This window comes from Capnocytophaga canis (assembly GCF_000827555.1).
In the GTDB taxonomy this organism is placed as follows: domain Bacteria; phylum Bacteroidota; class Bacteroidia; order Flavobacteriales; family Flavobacteriaceae; genus Capnocytophaga; species Capnocytophaga canis.
Genome location: NZ_CDOI01000178.1, coordinates 1 through 19779, shown reverse-complemented (window position 1 = coordinate 19779; position 19779 = coordinate 1). Strand labels below are relative to the sequence as shown.

The window sequence follows — 19779 nt, the reverse complement described above, 5'->3', positions numbered from 1 at the left end:
GGTTTGCTCTGAATAAGAAAGTTAGTTTTTTAACTCATAAATGATTAGCAGTGAGGAAAAATAAGTTTCTTTGGGAGATTATTTTGTATTTATTTCATTTTTTTTGTATTTTTGTGCTATTATTAACCTAATTTTGTAGTTATGAGATACATAAAAAACATTCTATTTCTTTTGGGGTTGTCCTTTTTTATAGGTTGTTCCTCAAAAACAGAGAAAAAACTACCTCGTATTGCTATTGCAGGTATTGCCATTGAGTCAAGTACGTTTTCACCCGCTGTTTCCGATGAAGACGCTTTTCCGTTGCGTATAGGTGATAGCATTTTCTCGTATTACAATTTTTTTGTTCCCGATTCGTCCGTTGTGCAACGGGCTGAGTGGGTGCCTACTTTGCGTTCACATGCTATGCCTGGAGGTATTGTAAAACGTGAGGTTTATGAAAAAATGGTAAATAAGACACTTGAAATGCTCAAAGAATCCTTGCCTATTGATGGTCTTTTCTTCGATATTCATGGAGCGATGAGCGTTCAAGGATTGGAAGATCCTGAGGGAGATTTAATAGTTCGAATTCGTGAGGTAATCGGTGATAAAGTTCTGGTGTCTTCTTGTATGGATTTACATGGAAGTGTTTCACCTCGTTTGGCACAGCATGTAGATATGATGACTTGTTATCGACTTGCACCGCATGAAGATGCGATGATTTCTAAAAAACGGGCTTTGGTAAATTTGATTGACCGATTGGAGAGTGGCAAAGGCAAACCAGCCTACAAAGCATGGATTCCTGTGCCAATTTTGCTTCCAGGTGAAAAAACAAGCACACGCATTGAACCAGCCAAAAGTCTTTACGGACAAATTCCGAGTCTCATTGACGGAGATAAGGTCATTGATGCTTCTATTTGGATGTCATATCCATGGGCAGACGAGCCTCGCAATCACGGGGTTGTTTTAACTTATGGTGATGATAAAGAAGCTGTAGGCAAAGCGGCAGAAACCTTGGCGAAACATTTTTGGGATGTACGCGATAAATTTGAGTTTGTAGCACCAACAGCCTATTTGCCCGAGTGTCTTTCACAAGCCTTAGCGAGTACAGAAAAACCGTTCATTATCAGTGATATGGGAGATAACCCGACGGCAGGAGGAGCAGGTGATGTTACATGGACACTTACCGAGCTTTTCAAACGTCCTGAATTTAAATCTGAAAAAGGAAAAAGTGTTATTTACGCCTCTATTCCTGATGCTGAATTTGTAAGACAAGCACAAGCTATTGGAGTAGGAGGTAAAATTGATGCTTTGGCAGGAGCTCGTGTTGATGATCGTTACGCTCTGCCAGTGCGTGTGTCAGGAACCATTACAGCTATTGAAAAAGACGATAAAAACAATACGATTGTAGTAGTTAAAAGTGGAGCTATTTCTGTGATTATCACCGAAAAACGAAAAGCGTATCACTATGAGCGTTACTTTACTGAAATTGGGTTAAACCCTCGAGAAACGGATATTTTAGTGGTAAAAATCGGATATTTGGTACCTGAACTTTACAATATGCGTAAAGGCTGGGTAATGGCTTTAACGCCAGGTGGTGTTGATCAGGATTTATTGCGTTTGCCTTACAAAGGTATCCAACGTCCGATGTATCCATTAGATGCAGATATGCCCACGCCTAATTTAAAGGCTCGTTTTGTGCCGTTGGCAGATGAGCCACCAGTTACGAAACTATGATTTTTTATCACATATAGGAGGCTATTTGGGGAATTTTCCATAGCCTCTTTTTTGTGTGATTGATTGCTATTACTTAAATCAGACTTCCCAGAAGTATAAAGAAACCTCATCAAAGTTTTCCACCCAGAGCGGTTGAATTTGATGAGGTTTATAGCATAATTTTGAAAGAGAAAGTCGCTAAAACGATATATTTTCAGATCTTTTGTTTATTTTATAAGTTCCGAAATAGGAATTTTTTGAAAGATTAAATCACCAACTCCTTCGTAAAGTATTCCGATGTATTTGTTATCGATCAGAGACATGCAAGAATATCCGAAATTACCATCGGCATAGAGTTTTATTTGAGGGAGTTTATTCCACGTATTGCCGTCGTCATCACTCGCTTTGATGGTGATGTTAATTCTATTTTTTGCATCGGCAGGATTTGAGAAAAACAAATATTGTTTACCGTTATTAGCCGAGTAGGAAATGATACTTGCCATACAATTGGGCTCGGTTAGTGCTTTACGTGATGTGCTGTGTTCTGTCCACGTTTTTCCAAAATCGCGAGTAACAGCCACTGAACGTCCGTGAAAGGCATCGGAAAGCGTGTAATTCTGCCGATTTCGGTCGTCACGCATATTAAGCATTATACTTCCGTCGGAAAGTTGAACTACTTGTGCTTCTGTAGTATGCGATTTAGCTCCCGTTCCACAGTGCCACGTTTTTCCGTGGTCGTCGCTATATATTAAGGTAGAATGTGGTACTTGGTTTTCATCTTTATATTGTGCCGCAAACATTATTTTTCCATCGTTTAGGGTGATACCGCTACCTGGTCCGTTGAAGAAAAGATACCATTTTGGGTCTTTAGTTTGAGCCGTGATGTTGATAGGTTCGCTCCACGTAATGCCGTCATCTTCACTTTTAACGAGCATCAACTGACCAGTTTCGTGGGGTGTCATACCTGGTTTGGAAGCCCACCACGCCATTTTGTCTTTATCGTGTCCGTGGAGCCAAAGGGCTGCTACCCAAATTGTTCCTGTGGTTTTATCAACCAAAACGGCAGGGTCGCCAATTCCGTTAAGGCGATTATCAAGTCCTCCCCATTCGCCCAAATCCATAATTTCCTTCATCGGTTCCCAAGTTTGTCCGCCATCGGTGCTTCGACTCATTCCTACGTTTACATCTTCCTGCAAATCTTTGCAATTGTTGTAACGATTGTCGTACACCGCGATGAGCGTTCCCTTGTTGGTGGTCGCCAGTCCAGGGATACGATAACATTCAATGCCGTCTTGTTTCTTATCGCGAAGCGTTATCCCAAAGCGTTGTGCAGGACTTTTCGGATTTACATATACGTATCGTGACCCGTTTGATAAAAATTCGATTTGAAAAACTTTAATTTTGTTCAAAAGATTCGGATTTTCAGTCGTTTTTGTTGTTACCCAAACATAAGTGTTTTCAGTTTTGGGCAAATAATTACCTTTCAGAAGTGTTGTCGATTGAATGTTTTTAGTAGAAGCGAATTGTTGTGCTTCTTTAAAGTTTTCTTTATCACTTAAATAGATAACTATTTCACTTAAATCCAAAGATTTTAATTCGGATTTGAGTAAAACTTTCATCTCTGTGATAGCATTCAAATTTTTAGTAGCTAACTTGAAAGAAGCTAATAAATTCTCCTTGCCTGTGACCAAAGGCATTTCGGGTTGTGTAAATTCGCCGCCGCCGATTACGTTTTTTTGGCTTCCACAAGCCGACAAAAGAACAAAAGCGAATAAAAGATAAAAAATTCGATTCATTATGATGCGTTTTATTTATTGATTTTCAATTTTTTCAAAAGTTTTCCAACATTGGAACATAGCTCTCGGCACGTGGAAGCAACCTTTCCATTTTCCGCCTTTAAGAGTGAGCAAAGGTTTTCCTTCACGATTCAGGTAACCGAACCATTCACCGTACTCAGGGTCAGAGAAATGCGACCAAGCATAGTTGTGTACTTTTTCGTACCACGTCCAAATCTCCGAGTTTTTGGTGTGCAAATACGCCTTTGAAAGTGCTACCAAAGTTTCTAAATGCACCCACCAAAGTTTTTGGTCCCATTCCAATTGTTGTGGCGGATTTCCTTTGGAATCCATAAAATACAGAATTCCTCCGTGTTTTTCGTCCCAACTGTAATTGAGGATGTTAAGAATAGTCTGTGTCGCTTTTTCGATAAGCGATTGGTCACCACGACGAACAGCAATATCAATCATAAACCACATTGCTTCAATGCCGTGACCGGGGTTTAGCAATCGACCGTTGAAGCTATCTTCTTTGCTCCCGTCAGGGCGAACATTCTCAAAAATAATTCCCGTTTCAGCATCTAAAAACACGTTCATTACTTCGTTGATACTGAAATCTATCGTTTTGTTGATTTCTTCTTCTGAAAGAACGCTTTCCAATTCCAAAACCAAATTAGAAAGAATCATCGGGAGTGAAAATCCTTTGAGCGGACGCATGTCGGTTGTTTTTTCGTATTTGCCTTTAGGATTGTTTTGTTTTTTTAATATGTTGTGATATGTACTGATAGCCAGTTTTTTATAAGTTTCATCACCCGAGGCTTTTGCATACTGACTAAAAGCCATTGCTGTAAAACAATCCGAAAAAATGTTGTAAGGTTGAACCAGCGGTTTGCCATCGCGAGTGACTGCAAAATAGAAATTCCCGTCGCTATCCATTGCGTGATTTTTCAGAAATTCAACGCCTAATTTTGAGGTTTCAAGCCATTTTGGATTTTTCTCTACCTGATTGTAAAGCATCGCAAAGGTCCACGCTTGTCGTCCTTGCAACCAGATGAATTTATCGGTGTCAAAAACGTTTCCTTCACGGTCAAGGCAAGTGAAATATCCGCCAAATTCGTGGTCTAACGAATGTTTTTCCCAGAAAGGAATGACATCTTCTAATAATGTTTTCTTGTAAAGTTCGCTGTGTTTCATAAAGATAGTTTATGTTATTTTTTCTCTACTTGTTTGTTGTTTATGTAAAAAAGGCGTACCTTAGCGGGGTTTTGTTACTTGACCCAAGAAGCACTTTTCAATCTCCGCAAATGTAGGATTTTTTTTTGAATAAAAGAACATGTTGTGGACGTAAATAATTAAAACAAATGATAGAACTTCAGAAAATAGAACCCTCAGAAAATGTCTCTTTAGTAGATAGAATTGAACAACAAATTATTTTGTATATCAAAGAAAATGATCTTCGTCCTGGAGATTCGCTTCCAAAGGAGATGGAATTGGCTGAACAGTTGGGGGTAAGTCGTACGGCAGTGAGAGAAGCTATGTTACGACTGCGAACCTTAGGACTTATTGAGTCAAAAAGACATAAAGGGATGGTTCTCAAAGAACCCAATTTGATTGAAAATTTGGAGAAAATGCTCGATCCACACATGCTGGATAAAGCTACATTGCATAACTTGTTTGAATTTCGATTGATGTTTGAAATCGGAATGACTGATTTTGTGTTTGCACGTAAAACTCAAGAGCAAATTCAAACATTGGAACAAATTGTCAATAAGACCAGAGATGTGCAATGTGATAGTAATAGCTTTTCATTGGAAGATGAGGTCTTGTTTCATAAATCACTTTACAAAATAGCTGATAATGAGATGCTTTTGCGATTTCAGAAAATTATCCTTCCAGTATTTGAATATGTTCATCACCTCCAAAGAGAAGAGATGAATGGAGCGTTAGCGAATGGTACTCTGGAAGACGAAATTTCCATAGTAACTCACAGAGATTTGGTGGAGGAATTAAAAAATGGGACTCCGCAATCATTTCGCGAAGCTATGCGACAACATTTGCAACCGCATTTCAGTCGAATTTTGCGAAGTAAATGTTAGTGGTGTTGGGTAGGCAGTTCCAGTGCAATCTGATTTGTTTTGGTAAGTTGTTGTTTTTCAAAAACAACGGTGAATCAGGTTGTGGATTGCTAATTATTTTCTATCTTTGTGGCTTGAAAAATATGCATTTATGGAAAAAGTGATAGATGAATCGAAGCAGGGGCAAAGTCTTGTTTTAGAGGTAAATAGAAATAACAGCAAAAAGGTATATATCGAAAGTTATGGCTGTCAGATGAATTTTTCTGATAGTGAGATTGTGGCTTCTATTCTTTCTCAAGAGGGCTACAATACTACGCAAACTTTAGAGGAGGCCGATTTGGTGTTGCTTAATACTTGTTCGATTCGTGAGAAAGCTGAACAAACCATTCGAAAACGGCTGGAGCAATTTAACTCTGTAAAACGCAGTCGTCCGGCTATGAAAGTGGGGGTGTTGGGCTGTATGGCAGAACGTTTGAAACATGCCTTTTTGGAGGAGGAAAAGATAGTAGATATGGTAGTTGGCCCTGATGCCTATAAAGATTTGCCTAACTTATTACAAGAGGTAGATGGAGGACGAGAGGCCGTAAATGTGATTCTTTCCAAGGAAGAAACGTATGCCGATGTTTCTCCTATACGTCTCAATAGCAATGGAGTAACTGCTTTCGTTTCAATTATGCGTGGATGTGATAATATGTGTACATTCTGCATCGTACCTTTTACGAGAGGGCGTGAACGAAGTCGCGATCCATTTTCTATACTTGAAGAAATCAATAGTTTGCAAGTAGCAGGTTTTAAGGAAGTTACTCTATTGGGACAGAATGTAGATAGCTACCTTTGGTATGGTGGCGGACTTAAGAAGGATTTTGATAAAGCTACTGAAATGGAAAAGGCAACGGCGGTCAATTTTGCCAAATTATTGGATATGGTTGCCACGGCACATCCAAAAATGCGTATTCGTTTTTCAACATCCAATCCTCAAGATATGACTTTGGATGTGATAGATACGATGGCAAAACATCATAATATCTGCAAGTATATTCATTTGCCTGTACAAAGCGGAAGCGATCGCATACTCCAAGCAATGAATAGACTACATACTCGAGCTGAGTATTTTACGTTGATTGACAACATTCGTGAGCGTATGCCTGAATGTGCCATTTCTCAAGATATGATTGCAGGATTTCCAACGGAAACTGAAGAGGATCACCAAGATACGCTTTCTCTCATGGAATATGTGAAATATGATTTTGGATTTATGTTTGCCTATTCAGAACGACCAGGAACATTAGCTGCTCGCAAAATCGCTGATGATGTTCCCGAAGAAACAAAGAAACGTCGTTTAGCAGAAATTATAGACCTACAACAGAAACACAGTCTGTATCGCACACAACAAAAAATCGGACAGATTTGCGAGGTGCTCATAGAGGGAAATTCCAAAAAATCAGATGCTCAGTGGATGGGGCGTAACACTCAAAATACAGTGGTGGTTTTCCCGAAAGAACATTACAAAGTAGGGGATTTTGTGAATGTTAAGATAGAAAGTTGTACTTCAACTACGCTCATAGGAAAAGCGATAGGATATAGCGAAATAATGAAATAGAAGAAATCTGAGTGATGATGCAGATGGAATTTTCTGAGTTGAAAAACAAAAAAATATTAGTAACCGGTGGAGCAGGCTTCATCGGTTCTAATCTTTCTGAAAAGCTCTTGGAATTAGGAGCTATGGTGACCGTTTTGGATAATTTTGCCACAGGACATAGACACAATATAGAGGCTTTCCTATCCAATGAGAATTTTACCTTGATAGAGGGAGATATCCGTGATTTAGAAACTTGTAGAAAAGCTTGTGAAGGACAGGATTTTGTCTTGCATCAGGCTGCTTTAGGTTCTGTACCTCGTTCTATCAACGACCCAATTACAAGCAACGATGTGAATGTGGGCGGCTTCCTTAATATGCTGGTAGCTGCGAGAGACGCAGGAGTAAAACGCTTGGTTTATGCCGCGAGTTCCTCTACTTATGGTGATTCTAAATCGCTACCTAAGGTGGAGGATGTCATCGGAAAACCTCTTTCTCCATATGCGATTACCAAATATGTAAATGAACTATATGCTGATGTATTCAAAAGAACTTATGATTTTGATACTATTGGATTGAGATATTTTAATGTCTTCGGAAGAAGACAAGATCCTAAAGGAGCGTATGCGGCGGTAATTCCCAAATTTGTGATTCAGCTGATGAACCACCAATCGCCTACCATTAATGGCGATGGAACTTATTCTCGTGATTTTACTTATATTGACAATGTGATTCAGATGAATCTTTTAGCGATGATTTCAGAGAATGAAAATGCAGTTAATCAAGTATATAACACGGCAGTGGGAGACAGAACGACTATCAAAGATATGGCCGAATTGCTAAGGAAGTTTCTTGCCGAGTATGACCCTAAAATTGCAGAAGTAGAAATTCTGAACGGCCCTAACCGTTTGGGTGATGTACCGCATTCTTTGGCTTCCATAGAAAAAGCACAGAAAAACTTAGGGTATCAGCCCTCTCATAAATTTGCAGAAGGGTTAAAAGAAGCCGTAGATTGGTATTGGGAAAATTTGAAGTAGTGGGTAGTGAATAGTGGGTAGTGAATAGTGGGTAGTGAATGGAGGGAGAATTATTAACAATAAATAACCATAAAATATGATGTTGAGTTATAGAGAATTGGATGTTTGGAAAAATGCAATGAATTTAGTGGACGATGTTTATATATTGACGAAATCGTTTCCGCGAGAGGAGTTGTTTGTTTTGACCAGTCAAATAAGAAGGGCATCAATTTCTATTCCATCTAATATCGCCGAAGGTTTTGATAGAAAAAATACTAAGGAATATTTACAATTTTGTTATATTGCTTTAAGCTCACCAAGTGAATTAGATACACAAATTGAGATTGCATTTAGACAAAAATACACTGAAAACACAGAAATATTATCTGAAAAAGTGTTGATTATAAAGAAACAGCTGTTAGCCTTGATAAAAAGTTTGAAATTAAAATTGAAATAAACATGAACATTACGAATACTCCAATCACTAATCTCCAATCACTAACCACGAATCCTAAAATCGCTGTTATCGGATTGGGATATGTAGGGCTGCCATTGGCCAGACTTTTTGCTACAAAATATCCCGTAGTAGGATTTGATATTAATAAAGAACGAGTAGAAAAACTTAACGGAGGACATGATGATACTTTGGAAGTTTCTGATGAGTTATTACAATCCGCTTTAGTGAAAGAGAATCCTCTAAAAACAGGAAATAATGGACTCTTATGTTCGGCAGATTTAAAAGATATTGAGGACGCGAATATTTACATCGTTACCGTTCCTACGCCAGTGGATAAAAACAATCGTCCTGTGCTTACGCCTTTAATAAAAGCCAGTGAAACGGTGGGGAAAGTACTGAAAAAAGGAGATATTGTAGTCTATGAATCTACGGTATATCCAGGGGCTACGGAGGAAGATTGTATCCCTGTGGTAGAGAAAATTTCAGGAATGAAGTACAATGTGGATTTCTTTGCAGGTTATTCCCCAGAGCGTATTAATCCAGGAGACAAGGAGCACACGGTAGAGAAAATTTTAAAAGTAACCTCCGGTTCTACACCAGAAATAGGAAAAATCGTAGATGATATTTACCAATCGGTGATTACAGCAGGTACGCATTTGGCACCGACCATAAAAGTGGCTGAGGCGGCAAAAGTAATTGAAAATTCACAACGAGACATTAACATTGCTTTCGTTAATGAGTTGGCAAAGATTTTCAATTTGATGGATATCGATACCCATGCCGTGTTGGCAGCTGCAGGTACGAAGTGGAATTTCTTACCATTCAAACCAGGTTTAGTGGGCGGACATTGCATCGGTGTTGACCCATTCTACTTGGCTCAAAAAGCGCAAGAATACGGTTATCATCCTGAGATTATTTTGGCAGGAAGAAGATTGAACGATTCGATGGGCAAATATGTAGCAGAGCAAGTGGTAAAGGCAATGATTAAAAAGAATATCAATGTGAATGGAGCAGAAGTATTGATGTTAGGAATTACCTTTAAAGAAAACTGTCCTGATGTTCGCAATACGAAAATTGTGGATGTGATTGCTGCTTTGGAAGATTTTGGCGTAAAAGTAACTATTTTTGACCCTTGGGCAAATCCAGAAGAAGTACAACACGAATATGGTCTGGAAAGCACCCAGAAACTATCTTCTACAAAGTTTGATGCTATTGTATTAGGTGTGGCTCATAAAGAATTTAAAGAGTTGGATATTCATTCTTTGACCAAAGAAAATGCCGTGGTGTATGATGTAAAGGGAATTTTAGAGGCAGTAGATGGGAGGTTGTGATTAGTAAATGAAGAAAAAATTAAACTTATTAAAATAAAAAGATGATTTAGTAAAATATACACCAATGAACCAGCTGAAAAAAGGAGCTATATTATCATATTTAAACATCATTCTTACTAATGTTGTAGGGTTAGTACTTACCCCTTTTATCATTCGTTCGTTAGGAGATAGTGAATATGGACTTTATACTTTGATAGGAGCATTTGTAGGTTATTTATCTATTATGGATTTGGGATTAAACAATACAATTGTAAGATATGTTGCTAAATATAGAGCAGAAAATAATAAAAAGAAAGAAGAAGATTTCTTAGGAACCTCCTTAATGATATATGGAGGTATTTCATTGATTGTTATGATATTTGGATTGTCTCTATACTCTAATATAGAAAATATTTTCGGAGAAACATTAAATCCTGAACAAATTTCAAAAGCAAAATTAATGATGCTTTTGCTTGTTTTTAATTTGATGGTATCTATACCTGGAGGCTCTTTCGCTGCAATTTGTAATGCCTATGAGCATTTTGTTTTTCCAAGAGCAATGAATGTTATTAAGTATGTACTTCGTAGTGTTTTAGTTATTACTGTGCTGTATCAAGGGGCCGATTCTGTGGGACTGGTGCTGTTGGATACCATTCTAAATGTTTTTTTTATATTAATAAGTTATTTTTATGTTAAAAATAATTTAAAAATTATTTTTCGTTTTCATAAAATGAATAAGAGATTTATCTTCGAAATATTTTCTTATTCTATGTGGATTTTTCTGTTTGCAGTTACTGAACAAATACTATGGAAAGGAGGGCAGTTTATAATAGGAACAAAGTCAGATCCTTCTCAAGTGGGGATTTATGCGATAGGAATTGTACTAGGGTCTTATTATGCAGCTTTTTCGGGAGCAATATCTAATCTTTTTTTACCCAAGGCTATTCAAATGATTGTAAAAAAAACGAGTTCAATTGAGCTGACTTTTCAGATGACTAAAATCGCAAGATTTTCATTATTTTCTTTAATGCTCATATTTATTGAATTCTTGCTTTTAGGGAGGCAGTTTGTAAGCCTATGGGTTGGTAAGAATTATATCGAATCTTACTATATAGCAGTTATCGTAATGATAGGATACACTACACCTCTAATTCAAAAGTTTGCCAACTCTATATTAGAAGCTAAAAATCTTTTTAAATATAACGCTTTGATTTATTTAGGTTGCATAGTTTTAGGAATGTTAAGTTCTTTGTTTCTTGTTGAAAAATTTGGCGTGATTGGTGTTATTAGTGGAATTGCAACAGGATGGATTATTGCACAGATTATTATGAATGTTTTTTTTGTTAAGAAGCTTGGATTAGATATTATATTATTTTTTAAGTTAACAGCAAAAGGGTTGGTGTTTGTGTTTGTATTAACCTTGGTAGTATCTTTTTTAATAACTCAAATAGTTCTATTTAAAGTTGGTTGGTTAGATTTTATGATAAAGGCAGTACTAATAGGTATAGTATATATTTGTTCTCTCTATACCATCGGAATGAATACCCAAGAAAAAGGTATGATTGTAAGTTTAATAAAGCACTATTTGAAACCTTAGAAGATTCTGTATTAAAATTCACTAACAGAGCAAAAAATGTTTGACTGGATTCCTTTAGAATATTATAAACCTTTATACTATTATACAAGTTTGATAATAGTATTGTTTATAGGTATTCATACCATGTCAAAAGATTTGCAAGATAGAAAAGTTGTAATAATGTCCCAAAATATTGGAATGTTATTTTTAATAGGATTAGTTTTTTACGTAGGCTTCAGGCCTGTGAGTGGTCAATATTTCGGTGACATGAGTGTCTATGCAAACTATTTTAACAATTATCAGGAAGGGAACCCAATCACTATTAAAGAGGATGTGTTATTTCATATATTTACAAAAATTTGCTCCTCTTTCATGAGCGTACATGCTTACTTCTTGACTTGTGCAGCCATGTATATTGTGCCTTTATACTTTGTCAGTAATAAATGGTTCAAGGCTTATTGGTTTTATGCGTTTTTATTATTGAGCGTTTCTTTTTCTTTTTGGGCTTATGGAACGAATGGTATAAGAAATGGGATAGCAACATCATTTTTTTTATTAGCCATATCAAGAACTCAATGGTTATGGCGAGGACTCATCTTATTTATTGCTGTAAGTATTCATAACTCTGTAGCTTTGCCGATGTTAGCATATTTATTAGCAAATTTTTATACTCAGCCCAAATATTATTTGTACTTTTGGATAGCATGTATTCCAATATCTTTGGTAGCAGGTATGGATTTACAAGGCATTTTTGCTGGTTTCATAGATAGTAGCAGAACCTCTTATCTTACAGATGGAAATGTGAATGATGATCATTTTTCAAGTACAGGATTTCGTTGGGACTTTTTATTGTATAGTGCTTCTGCAATAATAGCAGGATGGTATTATGTTTTCAAGCTAAATTACAAATACAAACCGTACTTAGTGCTGTATTGCACCTACTTGATAGCCAATAGTTTTTGGATATTAGTTATTAAAGCTAACTTCTCAAATAGATTTGCTTATTTATCTTGGTTTATGATGGCACTAGTCATTGTTTTTCCACTGATAAAACATAAGATTATGTCTAAACAAACTCAATTTTTGGTGTATGTTACTTTGGCTTATTTCGGTTTTACTTTTTTTATGTTTTTAATATCTATGTAATGAAAAAAATCACTGTTTTTACTCCCACATATAATAGAGCTCATTTGTTACCAAGGCTGTATCAAAGTCTTTGTGAACAGACTTCTAGAGATTTTATATGGCTCGTAATAGATGATGGCTCTCATGATAATACTCAAGAATTGATTCGTCAATGGCAAAAGGATAATATAATAGAAATAACTTATCTTTTTAAAGAAAATGGTGGTATGCATACAGGACATAATCTTGCATACAAAAATATATCAACAGAACTTAATGTGTGTATAGATTCAGATGATTATATGCCTAGAGATGCTATTCAAAAAATATTGATTACTTGGTTGCAAATTGAAAACAAAGAAAAAATTGCAGGAATTATAGGTTTAGATGCAGATAATAAAGGGAAAATAATAGGTACAGATATTCCTGTAGGACTTAAAAAAGGTTCTCTTTGGGATTTATATAATAAGTACGGAGTAAAGGGAGATAAAAAACTTGTAGTTCGTACCGATGTTATAAAACAATATCCATTGTATCCAGAATATGAACATGAACGTCTAGTTCCTTTGGATGTGCTATACATTATGATAGGAAGAGATTATGACTTTATGTATCAAAATGAAGTGTATTGCATTGTAGAATATCAGGAGGAAGGTTCTTCCAAAACTATTTTTAAGCAATACAAACAGTCTCCAAGAGGATTTGCATACGCTAGAAATATTTATAAGAAGTATGAAAAATCTTTTATTTCAAATTTAAAAAGTTCGGTGCATCTTGTTTCTTCTGCAATTTTTGCTAAAGATATAAAATTGATTTTGAAAGGTGAAAAAATATATCAAAATTGGATAGTTTTGCCATTAGGCTTCATATTAAATATGTATATTAGGTGCAAAATTCGATTTTAAAAATGATTACTTAAGATGAAGGTGTTACATGTAATAAATTCTTTAGGGACAGGAGGAGCCGAAAAATTAATCTTGGATACGCTTCCATTACTATCTCAAAAAAAAGGGGTAGAGATACATTTGGCTCTATTGGATGCTAAAGCTTATCCTTTTTATGAGCAGATGAAAAAAAATACTAATATTAAAATAATAGAACTTTCTAAGGGAACCCCATATAATCCTCTGCTTATTTTTAAAATGATTCCCCTTTTGCGTGAGTATGATTTGGTACATGTGCATCTCTTTCCCGCTATGTACTTTGTAGCTTTTGCGAAATTATTATCTCTATCAAAAGTTAAGTTAGTATTTAGTGAACATAGTACATTTAACACTCGGACAAATAATATGTTATTATCAATATTAGATAAGAAAGTGTATAAGCTGTATGATCATTTAATAGCCGTTTCTCATGATGTAAAATCGACTTTTGATAGATATTTGAATAAATTTCCTATAACTTTAATAGACAATGGAGTGAACTTATGTAGGATTTTTACTGCAAGGGGGTATGAAAAAGAAAAATTAGAAATAAAACAAATTGATAAAAATGATTTTTTAATTGCTCAAATCTCTGCATTTAGAATTGGAAAAAGGCAAGATATACTTGTAAAGGCTATGTCTTTATTACCAGAATCGGCTAAATTACTTTTAATAGGGGATGGACCAGATGAGAGAAAAAAGCAAATTAAAACTTTGGTAAAGGAGTTGGATTTAGAGCATCGTGTGTTTTTTTTAGGATTAAGGATGGATATTCCAGAGCTACTAAAAACGGTAGATGTTAATGTATTGTCTTCTGATTTTGAAGGATTATCTCTTTCGTCTATAGAAGGAATGGCATCTGAAAAACCTTTTGTAGCATCCGATGTAGAGGGGTTGAGAGATATAGTAAATGGTTCAGGAATTTTATTTGAGAATGAAAATTATAAAGAGCTATCATCAATTTTATTAAAACTGATGACTGATAAACAATTGGCGATAGAAGTAGGAAAAAAATGTAAAGAAAAAGCTAAGCAATATGATATTCAAAAAACCGTTGATCAAACATTTCAATTATATCAAAGGTTATTGAAATGAATATTACGATACATAAATTCACGGTATTTTTATGATATTTTAGTGGTATATACAAAGGGGGAATTAAAGTATTTTTTGTAACATTTTTATTATGAGCGGAATCAAGGGATTAATATATAAAAAAGCAGATTTGTTGTCTAAACAGCATTCGGAAGAGATGAATTTGAAAATTATTCATCCAAAACATGACGAGCATAGAATTTTCGTAGAGGAAAAAGAAAAACATACATATCCTGTTCATCTAGAAGAGCAGTTTAAAGTTCTTACTTTTGATGGGAGAATTTATAATTATTCTTCACTCAGAAAAAAATTAGAAAACGAAGGTTACCGTTTTAAAAATAAATCTGATACAGAATTAATACTTTATTTATATCAAGAATATGGAAATCAGTGCTTTAAAATGCTTGATGGTATGTTTGCTATTGCTCTATATGATAAAAGTAATGATAAAGTATTTATCGCTAGAGATTTCTTTGGAAATAAGTCATTATATTATACTCAAACACAAAATGGATTCGTTTGGTCATTAGAGTTGAAAGAAATTATTTCAACTTTGTCTCAAAAACCAAAAATTGATAAAATAGGACTGAATCTTTATTTTCAGTTGACTTATATTCCAGCACCTTTTACAATATATGAGGGGGTAAAGAAATTAGAAGCCAATAGCTTGCTGATCTATGATTTAAAAGCAGATACTTATTATATAGAACCTATTCATACAGATAAAGTTCAAAAACAAAATATAGACTTTTATTCTGCAAAAAAGAAAGTCAAGGATTTGGTTACTGAGAGTGTATTAGCCATGAGCGTTTCTGATGTGCCTTTGGGTACATTTCTTTCAGGAGGGGTAGATTCTTCTATTGTCAGTTTATGTTTGGCACAAAATACTGACCAGAAAATCAATACTTTTTCAATAGGTTTTGATAAAAAATCTTTTGACGAAACTGAAAAATCTAGAATGGTAGCTCAGTTGATAGGAAGCGAACACAATGAATTTGTTATTTCTCAGAAGGATTTAACACAACATTTAGATGCTATTTTATTGAATTTTGATCAGCCTTTTGCAGATTCTTCAGCTTTGCCAAGCTATATGGTAGCCAAAAAAACAAGTGACTTTGTAAAAGTGGCACTCACAGGGGATGGAGGTGATGAGGTTTTCGGAGGATATAACAAATATCGAATAGGAGCGATTAACCATAAGTACACTTCCATTGTACCTCAGTTTTTTCATAATAGCATTGTAAATATTTCGAATGTTTTTACTAAACAAAGGGAAGATCATAGAGGCTTGAAATTTAAAATAAGAAAAGCATTACAATCTATTAATTATGATGGTGAATTTTTTTATAATATCATTAAATTAGGTTTTCCAGAACATGAGTTAGATAGATATATGTTATCATCTTATTTTACGGAAAATCCTTTGAAATATTACAAGAGTCAGCTTCCTAAACCACAATCATTGTCTGATTTTAGACAGGTGGACAAAATGCTCAGTCTTGAAGGAGATATGATTGTTAAAGTGGATAGGACTAGCATGCTTGCTTCATTGGAGTGTCGTGCTCCTTTATTGACTCATGCTCTTTGGAATTATACACATTCATTGCCAGATCACTTTCTTCTCAAAGGAAATGATAAAAAAAGGATTTTGAAAAAGGCTTTTGAAGACCAATTTCCTGAAGGATTTTTAGAAAAATCAAAGCAAGGATTCGGTGTACCTGTGGGGGATTGGCTGAAACAAGGTCTGAAAGATGAGCTACTTAGTTATATAGAAGATGGATTTCTTGAAAAACAAAATATTTTTAATGTTGCAGAGATAAAAAGAATAGTGCTCAATCATGTGCAGAGTAGAGAAGATAATTCATTTCGAGTATGGACCTTCTATTGTTTTCAAAAATGGTATAAAAATATATATGACTTGTAATAAATATAGCCGATGAATCGAATTAAACTCTTCCGTATAACCACCGTCCCTATTTCTTTGAAGACCTTACTGAAAGGACAGCATTTTTTCATGTCTGATAACGGATTTGAAGTGGTGGGAGTGTCTTCTTTTGGAAAAGAATTAGGTGAGGTTTCAGAAGATGAGGGCATTCGTACCGTGGCTATTGAAATGTCGAGGCAAATCACTCCTTTACAAGATTTGAAGTCGCTTTGGAAAATGTGGAATTTTTTAAGAAAAGAAAAACCCGAAATTGTTCATACACATACCCCTAAGGCAGGTACTATAGGAATGTTGGCAGCAAAGTTAGCAGGGGTTCCTCATCGTTTGCATACCGTAGCCGGATTGCCATTGATGGAAGCCAAAGGAAATAAAAGAAAAATACTCAATTTTGTAGAGAAAATCACCTATTCCTGTGCTACAAAGGTTTATCCAAATTCTAAAGGCTTATACCATATTATTTTAGAAAATAATTTTACCACCAAAAACAAGCTGAAAGTAATTGCCAATGGTTCTTCCAACGGAATAAATACTGAGTACTTCTCTCCTGAGAGCATTTCTGACCAAGAAAAACAAGAGTTAAAAAAGACATTGAATATACAACCTGATGATTTTGTTTTTATCTTTGTAGGACGATTAGTTAGAGACAAGGGAGTCAACGAATTGATAGTCGCTTTTTCTGAACTAAATTTACCTAATGCTAAACTTTTATTGGTAGGAAGAGAAGAAAAAGATTTAGACCCTCTTGAAATCAATACTATTAAAGAAATACAGAAAAATGAAAATATCATTGCTGTTGGTTTTCAAAAGGATGTTCGTTTATATTTTGCTATTGCAGATTGTTTGGCTTTTCCGAGCTACCGAGAAGGGTTCCCTAATGTGGTGATGCAAGCAGGGGCGATGGGATTGCCAAGTATTGTTTCCGATATCAATGGTTGTAATGAAATTATAGCGGAAGGAGAAAATGGATGCATTATCCCTTCCAAATCTGTAGAAGAACTGAAACTAGCAATGAAGAAAATGAAGGAGGATAAATCATTGTATTATTCGTTGCAACAAAACAGTCGTAGAATGATTGTGGAAAGGTACCAACAAGAAGCAGTTTGGAAGGCTCTTTTAGAGGAGTATAACTTTTTAATAGCAGGGAGAAATGTATAAAACTTTCATAAAACCCTTTTTGGATTTCATTTTGGCACTCATTGGATTTTTACTGTTGAGTCCTGTGTTTATTATAGTTACGATAGGCTTATTTTTTGCCAATCAAGGAAAGCCGTTTTTCTTTCAGCTGAGACCCGGGAAAGATGGGAAGATTTTCAAAATCATCAAGTTCAAAACGATGAACGATAAAAAAGATGAACACGGAAATTTACTTCCTGATGCGGATCGATTAACAAAAGTTGGTAGTTTTGTACGCAAGACTTCTTTAGATGAAATTCCGCAACTGCTGAATGTCATCAAAGGCGATATGAGTTTGATAGGGCCAAGACCGCTTTTACCCCAGTATTTGGAGCTTTATAATGAATTTCAGCGTAGAAGACATGAGATAAAACCAGGGATAACGGGCTGGGCTCAAATCAATGGAAGGAATGCCATATCGTGGCAGAAAAAATTTGAATACGATGTTTGGTATGTGGATAATGTAGGTTTTGGATTGGATTTGAAAATATTGTTTTTCACCATATTGAAAATAATAATTAGAGAAGGAATAAATCAAAAAGGTAAGGCTACAGTTGAAAGGTTTAATAGATACAATTAGGTATGAATAAATGTATTATAGTTGGAGCAGGAACTTATGGGCAAGTTTATGCTAAATATTTGAAAAGTGAATATGAAATTTTAGGTTTTATAGATGATAATGCACAACTGAAAGGCACAATTATTTCTCAGCTACCCGTTATAGGAAATCTTCAGTTTTTATTAGATGAAATGGACCGAAAAATAAAGGTGTTTGTGCCAATAGGAGATACGAGTAGTAGAGAAAGAATATTGAGAGAGGTTAGAAAGAATGGTTTTTCTACACCCAACTATATTCATTCTACCGTCAATATAGGTACAGATGTGATATTAGGAGATAGCGCAATTTATATTCTTCAAGGGGTAGTTATAATGCCTATGGCCGTAATAGATAACGATGTCATGATTAGTTCGGGAACAATAATTTCGCATCATGCTGTCATACAAAAAAATGTGTTTATTTCTTTTGGTGTTAACGTGGGAGCTTCTGTGTTAGTCAGAGAGAAGTCTTACGTTGGTATAGGAGCGACTATTATGACAGGTGTAAAACAAACAGGATATGATTGTCTTATAGGGGCAGGTGCTGTGGTGATTAGAGATGTTCCTGATTATGCTACAGTGGTAGGAAACCCTGCCAAGGTGATAAAGGTAAAAAACAATGCTCATGCACTATAATAGTGCAAAAAAATAAATAAAATGCACTTAGGTAGTGCAAAATTGCGAAAAACAAAATAAGATGAACACAAAAATATGGCTTTCCTCTCCGCATATGGGAGGTAATGAACTCAAATACATACACGAGGCTTTTGATGAAAATTGGGTAGCACCTCTAGGGCCGAATGTCAATAATTTTGAGCTAGATTTAGAGAAATTTATTGGAGAAAATACTAAGATTGCTGCCCTCTCGGCAGGTACGGCTGCTTTGCATTTGGCATTGATTATTCTCGGAGTAAAGGCAGGTGATGAGGTGATTTGCCAAAGTATGACTTTCTCGGCATCGGCAAATCCTATTGCCTATCAAGGGGCGACCCCCGTATTCATTGATAGCGAACCCGAGACTTGGAATATGTGTCCGCAGGCTTTGGAAGAGGCTATTCAAGACCGCATCGCCAAAGGGAAAAAGCCCAAAGCGATTATCGTGGTGCATCTCTATGGAATGCCAGCAAAATTGGACGAGATTTTAAGCATTGCCAAAAAGTACGAAATTCCAGTAGTGGAAGATGCAGCAGAGGCACTTGGAAGTACTTATAAAGGGCAAAAATGCGGTTCGTTTGGAGAAATGTCTATTTTGAGTTTCAATGGAAATAAAATCATAACCACTTCAGGCGGAGGGGCTTTGGTGTGCAAAACTCAAGCACAGAAAGACCAAGCTGTATTTCTTTCCACTCAGGCAAGGGATAATGCTCCGCACTATCAGCATTCGCATATTGGGTACAACTATAGAATGAGCAATATTTCGGCAGGAATCGGTCGTGGGCAAATG

17 protein-coding genes are annotated in these 19779 nt (G+C 35.7%); 15 read left to right on the top strand and 2 right to left on the bottom strand.

The window, feature by feature from the left end; translation table 11 throughout:
- Positions 1 to 141 precede the first annotated feature (141 nt).
- Positions 142 to 1713 carry a M81 family metallopeptidase gene (locus CCAND38_RS09475; protein WP_042345039.1) on the top strand — a complete coding sequence of 524 codons (1572 nt, stop codon included), beginning with the start codon at positions 142 to 144 and terminating at the stop codon, positions 1711 to 1713.
- 206 nt (positions 1714 to 1919) lie between these two features.
- Here CCAND38_RS09475 and CCAND38_RS09470 read toward each other — a convergent pair whose 3' ends face one another.
- Together CCAND38_RS09470 and CCAND38_RS09465 are read right to left on the bottom strand one after the other, a co-directional pair.
- Entirely contained in the window at positions 1920 to 3488 is a 1569-nt protein-coding gene (locus CCAND38_RS09470; RefSeq protein ID WP_042345037.1) for a sialidase family protein, read from the bottom strand.
- 15 nt (positions 3489 to 3503) lie between these two features.
- The gene (locus CCAND38_RS09465) at positions 3504 to 4661 is read right to left on the bottom strand and encodes a n-acyl-d-glucosamine 2-epimerase (RefSeq protein WP_042345036.1); all 1158 of its coding nucleotides are present in this window, start codon (positions 4659 to 4661) and stop codon (positions 3504 to 3506) included.
- A gap of 167 nt (positions 4662 to 4828) precedes the next feature.
- On the opposite strand from CCAND38_RS09465, the gene CCAND38_RS09460 reads away from it, so the two are divergent.
- The 14 genes from CCAND38_RS09460 to CCAND38_RS09395 all read left to right on the top strand — a co-directional run.
- Complete coding sequence (locus tag CCAND38_RS09460) at positions 4829 to 5563, top strand: FadR/GntR family transcriptional regulator (protein WP_042345034.1); 735 nt, start codon at positions 4829 to 4831, stop codon at positions 5561 to 5563.
- Positions 5564 to 5693: 130 nt separating this feature from the next.
- Complete coding sequence (gene miaB / locus CCAND38_RS09455) at positions 5694 to 7142, top strand: tRNA (N6-isopentenyl adenosine(37)-C2)-methylthiotransferase MiaB (RefSeq protein WP_042008915.1); 1449 nt, start codon at positions 5694 to 5696, stop codon at positions 7140 to 7142.
- A gap of 23 nt (positions 7143 to 7165) precedes the next feature.
- A complete protein-coding gene (locus tag CCAND38_RS09450; protein WP_042345040.1) occupies positions 7166 to 8155 on the top strand; it encodes an SDR family oxidoreductase in 990 nt (329 codons plus the stop codon).
- A 76-nt stretch (positions 8156 to 8231) separates the two neighbouring features.
- Positions 8232 to 8591: a four helix bundle protein gene (locus tag CCAND38_RS09445; protein WP_197066353.1), complete on the top strand. Its 360-nt coding sequence runs from the start codon at positions 8232 to 8234 to the stop codon at positions 8589 to 8591.
- A gap of 2 nt (positions 8592 to 8593) precedes the next feature.
- On the top strand, positions 8594 to 9922 hold the full coding sequence (locus tag CCAND38_RS09440; RefSeq protein ID WP_042345031.1) for a nucleotide sugar dehydrogenase: 1329 nt from the start codon (positions 8594 to 8596) through the stop codon (positions 9920 to 9922).
- 64 nt (positions 9923 to 9986) lie between these two features.
- Positions 9987 to 11498: an oligosaccharide flippase family protein gene (locus CCAND38_RS09435; RefSeq protein ID WP_042008910.1), complete on the top strand. Its 1512-nt coding sequence runs from the start codon at positions 9987 to 9989 to the stop codon at positions 11496 to 11498.
- A gap of 159 nt (positions 11499 to 11657) precedes the next feature.
- Positions 11658 to 12623: an EpsG family protein gene (locus CCAND38_RS09430; protein ID WP_197066352.1), complete on the top strand. Its 966-nt coding sequence runs from the start codon at positions 11658 to 11660 to the stop codon at positions 12621 to 12623.
- Entirely contained in the window at positions 12623 to 13507 is an 885-nt protein-coding gene (locus CCAND38_RS09425) for a glycosyltransferase family A protein (RefSeq protein ID WP_042345028.1), read from the top strand. Before CCAND38_RS09430 ends, CCAND38_RS09425 begins: the two co-directional genes overlap by 1 nt.
- Positions 13508 to 13522: 15 nt before the next feature.
- Complete coding sequence (locus CCAND38_RS09420) at positions 13523 to 14620, top strand: glycosyltransferase family 4 protein (RefSeq protein WP_042345027.1); 1098 nt, start codon at positions 13523 to 13525, stop codon at positions 14618 to 14620.
- A gap of 91 nt (positions 14621 to 14711) precedes the next feature.
- Complete coding sequence (gene asnB, locus CCAND38_RS09415) at positions 14712 to 16544, top strand: asparagine synthase (glutamine-hydrolyzing) (protein WP_042345026.1); 1833 nt, start codon at positions 14712 to 14714, stop codon at positions 16542 to 16544.
- Between the two features lie 12 nt (positions 16545 to 16556).
- Positions 16557 to 17720 carry a glycosyltransferase family 4 protein gene (locus CCAND38_RS09410; RefSeq protein ID WP_197066351.1) on the top strand — a complete coding sequence of 388 codons (1164 nt, stop codon included), beginning with the start codon at positions 16557 to 16559 and terminating at the stop codon, positions 17718 to 17720.
- Complete coding sequence (locus tag CCAND38_RS09405; RefSeq protein WP_042008897.1) at positions 17713 to 18318, top strand: sugar transferase; 606 nt, start codon at positions 17713 to 17715, stop codon at positions 18316 to 18318. Before CCAND38_RS09410 ends, CCAND38_RS09405 begins: the two co-directional genes overlap by 8 nt.
- Before the next feature lie 2 nt (positions 18319 to 18320).
- Positions 18321 to 18971 (top strand): NeuD/PglB/VioB family sugar acetyltransferase, encoded by a 651-nt coding sequence (locus CCAND38_RS09400; RefSeq protein WP_042008895.1) that lies wholly within the window; start codon positions 18321 to 18323, stop codon positions 18969 to 18971.
- A gap of 61 nt (positions 18972 to 19032) precedes the next feature.
- The coding region (locus CCAND38_RS09395; RefSeq protein WP_042345023.1) for a DegT/DnrJ/EryC1/StrS family aminotransferase at positions 19033 to 19779 on the top strand (747 nt) is incomplete at its 3' end.